Below are 10,670 nucleotides of genomic sequence, written 5' to 3'. Positions count from 1 at the left end.
GTCCGGGTCGTCCGATCCCCTTTTCCGAACCAGGGAGTGACCCATGATCGGGATGTCCCCTCCGTCGTCCGGCAGACGCCGGCACGCACGATGGCGACACCGCCTCACCACCGTCGCGGCCGCGGGCGCCATGCTCGCCGGCAGCGGCCTGAACCCGGCCCAGGCGGCACCGGCGGGTGCCGGCAAGCACTGGCAGCCGGTCGCCACGCAGAAGACGCCGTCGGTGCCCGGCCACGCCGGGGTGCCCGCCGGGCAGCCGGCTCCGGCGACGTCCGCGAACCACGGTGTGCCGCCGGTCGCCTACCAGGCGACGGCACCGGTCTGGCCTGCGGGTCAGGCTTCTGCGACGCTCGCCGCCCCCGTCCCGCCCGCGACGCCCGCCGCCGCCGAACCCAAGCCCGCGACCGGATCCGGCGGACACCCCACGAGCCCGCCTGCCGATTCCTCGCCGACCGCGGCGAACTCCTCGGACACCGCCGGTCCGGCGGCCAAACTCGCCGGCCTGCCGGTGACCCTCGCCTCCGCCGACGGCACAACCGCCGCCACGGTCGCGTTCGCACCCCGCGCCGCCGTCGCGGCGGCGGGCGTGGACGGCGTCATCCTCACCCTGTCCCGCACCGACGGCGGACGGACCGCCTCCCCTGTCGATCTGTCGCTGGACTATAAGGGCTTTGCGACAGCGAGCGGCGGCGGCTACGCCGACCGCTTGACCTTGGTGGAGATGCCGGCGTGCGCCCTGACGACGCCGACGGTGCCGTCATGCCGCGCGCAGACGCCGATCGCGGCGAAGAACGACACCGCGTCCGGCACGCTGTCCGCGCAGGTGGCGCTCTCCGCGACGCCGATGGTCCTGGCCGCCTCGCCGCAGGCGTCCGGCGGTGTCGGCGACTACTCGGCGACTTCGCTCTCCCCTGAGGGCTCGTGGTCCAGCGGCGGCAACACTGGTTCGTTCGCCTACAGCTATCCGATCGCCGTACCCCCGGCCTCCGGCGGCACGGCGCCCAGTGTCGCGCTGTCCTACGATTCGGGCAGCGTGGACGGCCGCACCTCGGTCACCAACGCCCAGGCGTCCTGGATCGGCGACGGCTGGGACTACTCGCCGGGCTTCATCGAGCGTTCCTACCAGCCGTGCTCCCAGGACGGCATCAAGAACTCCGGTGACACCTGCTGGGGCGGCAACCAGGTCACCCTGAGCATGAGCGGACTGAGCGGGACCCTGGTCCGCGACGACACCACCGGCGCCTGGCACTCCCAGTCCGACTCCGGAGACAAGGTGATCGCGCTGACCGGCGTCTCGAACGGCGCGTTCCAGGGCGAGGCGTGGGAGATCATCACCCCCGACGGCACGCGCTACTACTTCGGGCAGGACTACCTCCCCGGCGGCACCGGGACCGACGCGGCGACCGACAGCGTGTGGACCCAGCCGGTCTACTGCCCCAAGTCCGGCGACGGCCCGCCCTCGGGCAGCTGCTACGACTCCAGCAAGGGCACGGGCTCGGTCGTCACCAACATGGCGTGGCGCTGGAACCTGGACTACACCGTGGACCCGCACGGCAACCTGCGCACGTACTCCTGGACGCCCGAGACCGACGAATACGAGATGGGCTACGGGCAGAACAACAACAACGGCAAGCTGACTCCCTACGACCGGGGCGGCTACCTGACCTCGATCGGTTACGGCTACTCGCTGTCGGCGGCGATCGCCGGCGCCAAGCCCGCCGAGACCGTGACGTTCGGCACCGAGGAGCGCTGTCTGACCAGCTCGTCGTTCACGAACTGCGCGAACTCCAACCTGAGCTCGACCACCGCCGCGCACTGGCCGGACGTGCCGTTCAACCAGGTCTGCGCGGCTGGGGCGACCGCCTGTGCCAACTACTCCCCGACCTACTTCTCCACCAAGCGCCTGACGTCGATCAGCACCGCGGTCCTGGTCGGCTCGGGGTACCAGCCGGTGGACAGCTACACGCTGTCCCAGTCCTTCCCGGCGCCCCAGGCCGGCCAGGTCCCGGCCGGATCCAGCGTCAGCGCCACGAATCCCGGCGACGGCACGGTCGCGGTGATGTGGCTGGACTCGATCCAGCGCACCGGCGCGGACACCCTCGGCGGCGGCGCGGCCGCGCAGCTGCCGAAGACGGTGTTCACCGCCGACGAGATGCCCAACCGGGTCGACGGGAACACCACCGGCGCGGCGGCGCTGTACCGGCCGCGGCTGACGGAGATCACCACCGACTCCGGGGCGCAGACCGTCATCGCCTACAGCTCGTCGCAGTGTTCGAGGACGGGCAACAAGCTGCCGGCCTCGCCGGACGCGGACACGATGAACTGCTATCCGCAGTACTGGACTCCCAACGGCGCCCAGAACCCGGTCCTGGACTGGTTCACCACCTACCAGGTCAGCTCGGTCACGGTGAACGACCTGGTGGCACCGAGAGCCTGGAACGAGGTGTCGCTGACCTCGTACAACTACGCCGGCGCCGCCTGGCACCGGGACGACTCGCCGCTGACCCCGGCGGCCCAGCGGACGTGGAACCAGTTCCGAGGGTTCCGCACGGTCACCGCGACCACCGGCGCGTCCTCGGTCCAGTCCACGCCGACGCAGACCGTGACGACGTTCCTGCAGGGCATGGACGGCGACTATCAGGCCTCTGGCTCCAAGCGCGGTGTCAGCGTCGCCGACACCGTCGGGGACACGGTCACCGATAACAACTGGCTGGCCGGCCAGCTCCTCGAGAAGGACACCTTGCTCGGGGTCGGCGGCGCGGCGCAGAACAAGGAGGTCGGCGGACCCTGGACCTTCACCCCGACCGCCACGGAATCGCAGGCCTCGTCGATGCCCGCGCTGGTGGCCCGGATGACCGCGGGCACCACGGACCGCAAGTACCAGCTCTGGCACGACGGCACCTGGGAGCAGACCAAGCTGGCGGCGACCTTCAACGCACAGGCGCAACAGGTCACCTCCGACACGACCTACTCCGGGCCCTCCGCGTTGCCGGAACAGTGCACGACCACCAAGTACGCCACGAACGCCGCGGCGAACATGGTCACCTACCCCGACGAGTCCCTGACGGTCACCGGCTCCTGCTCGACCAAGCCGTCGGCGACGGCCACCCAGTCGGACACGCTGACGTTCTATGACAGCTCCTCGACGCTGGGGTCGCTGGGCTCGACGGGCAACGCGACCATGACCCAGAAGGCTGCGTCGTACAACGCCTCCGGCGCACCGGTGTACACCACCACGGCCAAGGCTCAGTTCGACTCCTACGGCCGGACCACATCCGCGACGGACGCCGACGGCAACACCACGACGACGGCCTACAGCGCGCCGGGCGCCGCGGCCGACACCGTGACCGTCACCAACCCGATGCACTGGATCACGAAGCAGACCCTGGACCCCGGCCGGGGACAGGCCGTCTCCAGCACGGACGTCGACAACGAGCTGACCACCAAGACCTACGACGGTCTGGGCCGGGTCACCGCGGTGTGGACGCCGCTGCACAGCCAGGCCGCCAAGGCTCCGGCGGACTACACGTACACCTACGCCGTGACCGGGACGGCGCCGACCGCCGTCAAGACGTCCACGCTGCGCGACGACGGCTCGTACGGGGCCGTCATCGCCCTGTACGACGGGCAGCTGCGGCAGATCCAGCAGCAGGGCGGCACCGCCGACGGCGAGGTCGGGCGGCTGATCACCGACACCCACTACAACTCGCTCGGCCAGAAGGCGAAGACCACCGACACCTACTACGAAAAGACCACGGCGCCGACCGCCGCCGTCTTCGTCCCGGCGAACGACTCGGCCGTGCCGGCCGAGGCCGAGACGCTGTACGACGGGATGGGCCGCGCGGCGCAGAGCCTGACCGTCGCGTTCGGCGTGAACCAGTATTCGACGCTGACCGGCTACCGGGGCACCGACGAGACCGACACCACGCCGCCCGCCGGCGGCACCGCGACCAGCAGCTTCCTCGACGCCGCCGGGAACGTGGACGCGACCTGGTCCTACCGGACCGCCACCGCGACCGGCAAGGCGGCCGACGCCGAGACGAACAGCCGCGTCTACACCCCGGCCGGGCAGCCCTCGACCATCAAGGACGCGGTCGGCGACACCTGGTCCTACGGCTACAACCTGCTCGGGCAGAACACCAGCGTGTCCGACCCGGGTACGGGCCTTGCCACCTCGGTGTACTCCACCGGCGGGAGCCTGCTCAGCCGCACCGACGCGAACGGAGACCAGCTCTCGTACACCTATGACGCGCTGAAGCGGAAGATCGCCGAGTACGACACCACCGGCGGCGCGGCCGAGACCTCGGCGGACCAGATCGGCGCGTGGACCTACGACACGCTGGCCAAGGGCCAGCCCACGTCGTCGACCACGTACACCGACGGCGCCGCCGACGCGGCGAACACCTGGACCGAGACCGTCGCCGGATACACGGCGAAGTACCAGCCGACCGGCGAGACGGTCACCGTGCCGTCCTCGCAGGGCGCGCTGGCCGGTACCTACCAGGACTCGAGCCAGTACACCGCCGAGACCTCGCTGCTCGCCGGCACGCACTACTTCGCCGAGGGAAACCTGCCCAAGGAACAGGTGAACTTCGGCTACACGCCGACCGGACTGCTGTCGAGCTACGGCAGCCCCTACGCCGCGCTGAACACAGTGACGTACAGCCCGCTGGGGCAGGTGCTGCAGACCAACTACGGCGCCAACGGCGACCAGTACGGCCGCACCGTGACCTACGACCCGGCGACCAAGCGCATGCTGACCACCACGGACTCGCTGCAGACGCTCAGCAAGCCGATGCAGTCCGTGGCCTACACCTACAACCAGGCCGGAGCGATCACCGCCGAGAGCAACTCGGTCACCGGGTCTTCGACCCCTGACACCCAGTGCTTCGGGTACGACCAGCTGAACGAGCTGACCAGCGCCTGGACCGACTCCGGCGGCGTCACCGCGACCTCGGCGGCGGGCAACGCGCAGGTCGACGGCGTGGGCGGCTGCACCGACTCCGCGCCGACAGCCGGCAAGGTCACGGGGGGACCCGCACCGTACTGGCAGTCGTACTCCTACGACGCCCTCGGCGACCGGATCGGCGAGACCAGCCACGACACGTCGGTGGCCTCGAGCGCGAACACGGTCACGCAGACGCTGGCGTACAGCGCGTACAACCCCTCGACCGGCGCCACCGCCGCCGCGTCCACCCCGGACGCGGTGCAGTCGGTGACCACGGCCGGGACGTCCGGCTCGACCTCCGCGCCCTACACCTACTACCCGAACGGAGAGACCGAGAGCCGCCCCGGACAGGCGTTCACCTACAACGCGATGGGACTCACCCAGTCCGTCAAGAACACCACCACCGGCGTGGCCAGCACGTACACCTACGACGCGGACGGCACGCTGCTGCTGCAGAGCGACCCGGCCGCCGCGCAGAACGTGCTGTACCTGCCGTGGGGTGAGCAGGTCACGCTGAACACATCCGGGAACACCGTCTCCAGCCTGCGCTACATCAGCGACAGCCCGGACGGCGTCAGCGTGGTGCACTCCTCGGCCGGCACCGTGGGCTACGAGCTGACCAACACCAACGGCACCGCCACGGCCGAGGTCAACGCCTCGAACCTGACGTACAGCCTGCGGTACTACGACCCGTTCGGGCAGCAGCGCGGCGCGGCGCCGCCGAGCTGGCCGGACCAGCGCGCGTACCTGGACAAGCCCAGCGACCCGACCAGCGGCCTGGACCTGCTCGGCGCCCGGCAGTACGACCCGGTCACCGGCCGGTTCCTCAGCGTCGACTCGGTCCAGGAGAACACCGACCAGCGCCAGCTGAACGGGTACTCCTACGCCGGCGACAACCCGGTCAACGGTTCGGACCCGACGGGGACCATGCTGGCGTGCGAGGACGGCCCCGGCAGCGTCTGCTACTACCCCCACCCGGCGCCGCCGAAGAAGAGCGGTTCCTCGTCCAGCTCGTCCTCGGACTCCGGCGACTCCGGCGACGGCGGGGAGGACCCGTTCTTCCCCATCTATGAGAAGGTCCGTTCCTACGTCGAGAAGAACCTGGCACCGCTGGACGCCGCGGCGTTCGACAAGATCCTCGAACTGGCTCAGAACAAGGCCTCGGAAACCCAGGTCCTGAACACCATCGACCGGATGCTGGAGATCACGGCCGCGCTGAAGATGGGCAAGCTCGCCGACGGGATCGACACGATCCTGCAGGCGACGCACTTCGACAGCCTCGTCGCGGTCACCCGGGAGGGGACACCGTTCCTGGCCGCCAGCCGGACGACGGCGGTGATGGGCCTCATCGCCGACTACGGCGACGTCGTCCTGCCGCCGGACAAGGGCGCGGCCGGCTGGGTGGACCGCGGCGCCGGCGCGGTCAACGGCGGGCTGCTCATGGCGAACATGGTCGTCGACGAGATACCGGTCGCCGGCCAGGTCATGATGATCGGCACCGGCATCTACCTCGGCGGCGACTACCTGTACCACCACTGGAAGCCGTTCCACAACGCCGTGAACGACGTCGGGCACGGCGTGTCGAGCTTCTTCGGCGGATTGTTCGGCGGTGGTTCCGACTCCAGCGACGCCGCGCCGAAGCCGCAGTGGCCCAACGGCTGCGGCGGGTAGCGATCCGGACCGCTGACTGACGAAGCCCGGCGGCGCGCCACCGCGCCGCCGGGCTTCACCGGTATCGCAGAGCCCTCAGAACAACCGCGAACTCGGGTCGTCCATCCCGCGCAGCACCTCGTAGTCCAGCACCGCGCACTCGATGCCGCGGTCGGCGGCCAGTGTCCGCGCCTGCGGCTTGATCTCCTGTGCCGCGAACACGCCGCGCACCGGTGCCAGCAGGGGGTCGCGGTTGAGCAGTTCCAGGTAGCGGGTCAGCTGCTCCACGCCGTCGATCTCGCCTCGGCGCTTGATCTCCACGGCGACGTGGGCGCCGTCGGAGTCGCGGGCCATGATGTCCACCGGGCCGATGGCGGTCGGGTACTCGCGGCGGACCAGGGTCCAGCCGTTGCCCAGGTGCTCGATCTGCTCGGCGAGGAGTTCCTGCAGGTGCGCCTCGACGCCGTCCTTCTGCAAGCCGGGGTCGATGCCGAGCTCGTGGCTGGAGTCCAGTTCGACGTCGCGCAGGGTGATCACCAGGCGCTCGCCGACCTTGTTGGTGATCGTCCAGACCAGGCCGCCGTCCTCGTCGCCGGCGGTCTCCTTGAGGACGCAGGGCGGCGACATCCAGTTGAGCGGCTTGTACGCGCGGTCGTCGGCGTGGATCGAGACGCTGCCGTCGGCCTTCACCATCAGCAGCCGCTTGGCCTCCGGAAGGTGCGAGGAAAGACGGCCGGCGTAGTCGACGGTGCAGTGGGCGATGACGATGCGCATGGGATCGGAGCCTATCAACGCGGGCGATGCTCAACGGCGCTGCGACTCCTGCGGTCCAGAAAGATGTGCAATGCCGCCTCGAGGTTCGCGCGGACCAGTTCCTCCTGCTCAGCGGCGATCACCTCGCGCATCCGCGGAATGTCGTCCTCGGCGCCGGGCAGATCGAAGACGGTGCAGCCGGCGGCGTCGCGGACGTCGAAGCCGGCGTCCTCGGCGGCCAGGCGTATCAGAGCCGCGCGAACGACCGCGGCGGCCGAACCCGTCGGCACGTAGGCGATCGGCAGCACCCGGATCGCCTCGACGCGGACCAGGTCCGCCTCGGCGGCGTCGGCGGCCACCGACAGCAGGAACGGGGTCAGCGCAGGCGCGTCGCCGTCCTCGGCCACGAACAACCGCAGCGCGGCCGCGCGCGCCGCCGCCGACCGCGCGGAATGCCCGGCGATGAGGTTCCGCGCGCGTGCTGAGGGTGACTCGTCCATTACCCGATGCTCCCACGACGCAGCACAGTGTTTCCCCTATCGCAGTACTAGTCCCGCATACGCACATCGCCGTAAGCCGTTCTGGCTGATGCCGCTATCATTCAGCTCGACACGCTGCTAACCCGCACTCTGTCCGTCACGGCAGGGGCGTGTAGGGGAGCACGCATCCGCCTCGTCGATTGTGTCGATGGGCGCCGTTTCGAGCGAGGAGTCGCAGACCGATGAGTTTCATAGCCAAGTGCCTCGAGATCACCGAGAAGAGCTTCGAGGGCACCGTCGAGCAGCTCGAGGAGTGGAGCGCCCACCGGCACGGCGCGAAGCTGTTCATGAAGCTGGGCATCGCCTACTACGCCGAGCAGCGCCTGGAAGGCCACCACGAGCCCGTGGCGCGCATCCTGGACGCCCTCGACGGCCACGCCGCCGAGCACGGCGAGACCGGCATCGACCACCTGCGGATCACGCACGAGGTGCTGGGCCGCGAATTCGCCGGCGAGCACCACCCCGAGGCCGCCGCCGAGAAGGACGCGGCTGCGAACGCCGGCGCTTGATTCTCCAGTGAATTCGAGCTCGAATAAGCGTTCAAAACAAATCGGCGCCCTTCCCTAGGGGATATCCCTGGGAAGGGCGCCGATTCGCGTCCAAGCGGTGAGGGAGTCCGCTCAGACGGCGACGGATCCGGCACGCCGGATCTGTTCGACGATGGTGTGCAGGATCTGCGTGATCCCGAAATCCTTCGGCGTGAACACCGCGGCGACGCCGGCCTGGCGCAATGTGCGCGCGTCCGCGTCGGGGATGATGCCGCCGACGACCACCGGTACCGAGCCGGCTCCGGCCGCCCGCAGCTCGGCCAGCACCTCGGGCACCAGCTGCAGGTGCGAACCGGACAGCACTGACAGCCCGACGCAGTGCACGTCCTCGGCCACCGCGGCCGCCGCGATCTGCGCCGGTGTCAGCCGGATGCCCTGATAGACCACCTCGAAGCCGGCGTCGCGGGCCCGCACGGCGATCTGCTCGGCGCCGTTGGAGTGGCCGTCCAGGCCGGGCTTGCCGACCAGCAGCCGCAGCCGGCGGCCGAGTTCCGCAGAGGCCTGATCCACCTCGCGGCGCAGGACCACCAGCTCCTCCGAGGGGATGGCGGTCCCGACAGAGCCGGAAACGCCGGTGGGCGCCCGGAATTCGCCGAAGACCTCGCGCAGGACGCCGGTCCACTCCCCCGTGGTGACGCCGGCGCGCACGCAGGCGAGCGTGGCGTCCATCAGGTTGGCGTCGGTCGCAGCCTCCTGACGCAGCCGGTCCAGTGCGGCCTCGACCTCCGCGCCGTCCCGCTGGTCCTTCCACTCCTTCAGCGCCGCCACCGCGTGCTGCTCCACCGCCGGATCCACGGTCTGGATCGCCGCGTCCAGGTCGGCGGTCAGCGGGTTCGGCTCGGTCTCGGTGAACTTGTTGACGCCCACGACCGTGATCTCGCCGGACTCGATCTTCGCGCGCCGCTCGGCGTGCGCGCCGACCAGCTGCGCCTTCAGATAGCCCGATTCCACGGCCGCCACGACGCCGCCGAGGTCCTGGATGCGCCCGATCTCGGCCCACGCCGCCTCGGCGATCTCCTCGGTCTTGGCCTCGACCACCTTCGAGCCGGCGAACAGGTCGGGGTACTCCAGCAGGTCCGATTCGTAGGCCAGCACCTGCTGCATGCGCAGCGACCACTGCTGGTCCCACGGCCGCGGCAGGCCGAGCGCCTCGTTCCAGGCCGGCAGCTGCACGGCGCGCGCCCGCGCGTCCTTGGACAGCGTCACCGCCAGCATCTCCAGCAGGATGCGCTGGACGTTGTTCTCCGGCTGCGCCTCGGTCAGCCCGAGGGAGTTGACCTGGACGCCGTAGCGGAAGCGGCGCAGCTTGTCGTCGGTGACGCCGTAGCGCTCGCGCGTGATGCGATCCCAGAGCTCTGCGAAGGCTCGGAGCTTGCACATCTCCTCGACGAAGCGCACGCCGGCGTTGACGAAGAAGGAGATGCGCCCGACCACCTGGCCGAAGTCCTCCGGCGCGACCTGTCCGGAATCGCGCACGCCGTCCAGCACGGCGATCGCCGTGGACAGCGCGTAAGCGACCTCCTGCACCGGCTGCGCGCCGGCCTCCTGCAGGTGGTAGGAGCAGATGTTGATCGGGTTCCACTTGGGCATGTTCGCCACGGTGTAGGCGATGGTGTCGGTGATCAGCCGCAGCGACGGTCCGGGCGGGAAGACGTAGGTCCCGCGCGAGAGGTACTCCTTGACGATGTCGTTCTGCGTGGTGCCCGACAGCGCGGCGATATCAGCACCCTGCTCCTCGGCGGCGACCTGGTACAGCGCCAGCAGCCACATGGCCGGGGCGTTGATGGTCATCGAGGTGTTCATCCGCTCCAGCGGGATGCCGTCGAACAGCGCCCGCATGTCGCCCAGGTGCGAGACCGGGACGCCGACCTTGCCGACCTCGCCGCGCGCCAGGATGGAGTCGGGGTCGTAGCCGGTCTGCGTGGGCAGGTCGAAGGCCACCGACAGGCCGGTCTGGCCCTTGGCCAGGTTCCTGCGATACAGGGCGTTGGACTCCGCCGGGGTGGAGTGGCCGGCGTAGGTCCGCATCACCCAGGGGCGGTCACGCTCGGAAGATCTGTCACTCCCGGAAAATCTATCGCGCTCGGTCACGAAGGCTCCCAGTGGATGGTGTCGCCGCCCGGCAGGGTCGGGTCGGCGCCTTGGTCCGGAGCCTACTGACGGGTAACAGGGGTGTCACCGGTGAGCTTGCGCACACCGGTCGGCTCGGCGCGGGGACACTTATATCTCGAT

Annotated in this window: 5 protein-coding genes; 2 read left to right on the top strand and 3 right to left on the bottom strand. The window is 70.0% G+C overall.

Going from position 1 to position 10,670, the window contains the following annotated elements; genetic code table 11:
• Positions 1 to 43: 43 nt before the first annotated feature.
• The gene (locus tag CACI_RS53445; protein ID WP_012785449.1) at positions 44 to 6,619 is read left to right on the top strand and encodes an RHS repeat domain-containing protein; all 6,576 of its coding nucleotides are present in this window, start codon (positions 44 to 46) and stop codon (positions 6,617 to 6,619) included.
• Positions 6,620 to 6,694: 75 nt separating this feature from the next.
• Here CACI_RS53445 and nucS read toward each other — a convergent pair whose 3' ends face one another.
• The gene (gene nucS / locus CACI_RS06095; protein ID WP_012785448.1) at positions 6,695 to 7,372 is read right to left on the bottom strand and encodes an endonuclease NucS; all 678 of its coding nucleotides are present in this window, start codon (positions 7,370 to 7,372) and stop codon (positions 6,695 to 6,697) included.
• Positions 7,373 to 7,386: 14 nt separating this feature from the next.
• Positions 7,387 to 7,851 carry a hypothetical protein gene (locus tag CACI_RS06090; protein WP_012785447.1) on the bottom strand — a complete coding sequence of 155 codons (465 nt, stop codon included), beginning with the start codon at positions 7,849 to 7,851 and terminating at the stop codon, positions 7,387 to 7,389.
• Between the two features lie 221 nt (positions 7,852 to 8,072).
• On the opposite strand from CACI_RS06090, the gene CACI_RS06085 reads away from it, so the two are divergent.
• The gene (locus CACI_RS06085; protein ID WP_012785446.1) at positions 8,073 to 8,399 is read left to right on the top strand and encodes a hypothetical protein; all 327 of its coding nucleotides are present in this window, start codon (positions 8,073 to 8,075) and stop codon (positions 8,397 to 8,399) included.
• A gap of 111 nt (positions 8,400 to 8,510) precedes the next feature.
• On the opposite strand, the gene CACI_RS06080 is transcribed toward CACI_RS06085, so the two are convergent.
• Positions 8,511 to 10,466: a protein meaA gene (locus CACI_RS06080; RefSeq protein ID WP_041540088.1), complete on the bottom strand. Its 1,956-nt coding sequence runs from the start codon at positions 10,464 to 10,466 to the stop codon at positions 8,511 to 8,513.
• Positions 10,467 to 10,670: the final 204 nt, after the last annotated feature.

It is taken from the genome of Catenulispora acidiphila DSM 44928, from assembly GCF_000024025.1.
Lineage (GTDB): Bacteria > Actinomycetota > Actinomycetes > Streptomycetales > Catenulisporaceae > Catenulispora > Catenulispora acidiphila.
This window is presented reverse-complemented; position numbering and strand designations above follow the sequence as displayed.

What these genes read in the sequence shown, in the direction of transcription:
- CACI_RS53445 (WP_012785449.1), top strand. Translation starts at nt 44, where the DNA reads ATGATCGGGATGTCCCCTCCGTCGTCCGGCAGACGCCGGCACGCACGA.
- nucS (WP_012785448.1), bottom strand. Translation starts at nt 7,372, where the DNA reads ATGCGCATCGTCATCGCCCACTGCACCGTCGACTACGCCGGCCGTCTT.
- CACI_RS06090 (WP_012785447.1), bottom strand. Translation starts at nt 7,851, where the DNA reads ATGGACGAGTCACCCTCAGCACGCGCGCGGAACCTCATCGCCGGGCAT.
- CACI_RS06085 (WP_012785446.1), top strand. Translation starts at nt 8,073, where the DNA reads ATGAGTTTCATAGCCAAGTGCCTCGAGATCACCGAGAAGAGCTTCGAG.
- CACI_RS06080 (WP_041540088.1), bottom strand. Translation starts at nt 10,466, where the DNA reads ATGCGGACCTACGCCGGCCACTCCACCCCGGCGGAGTCCAACGCCCTG.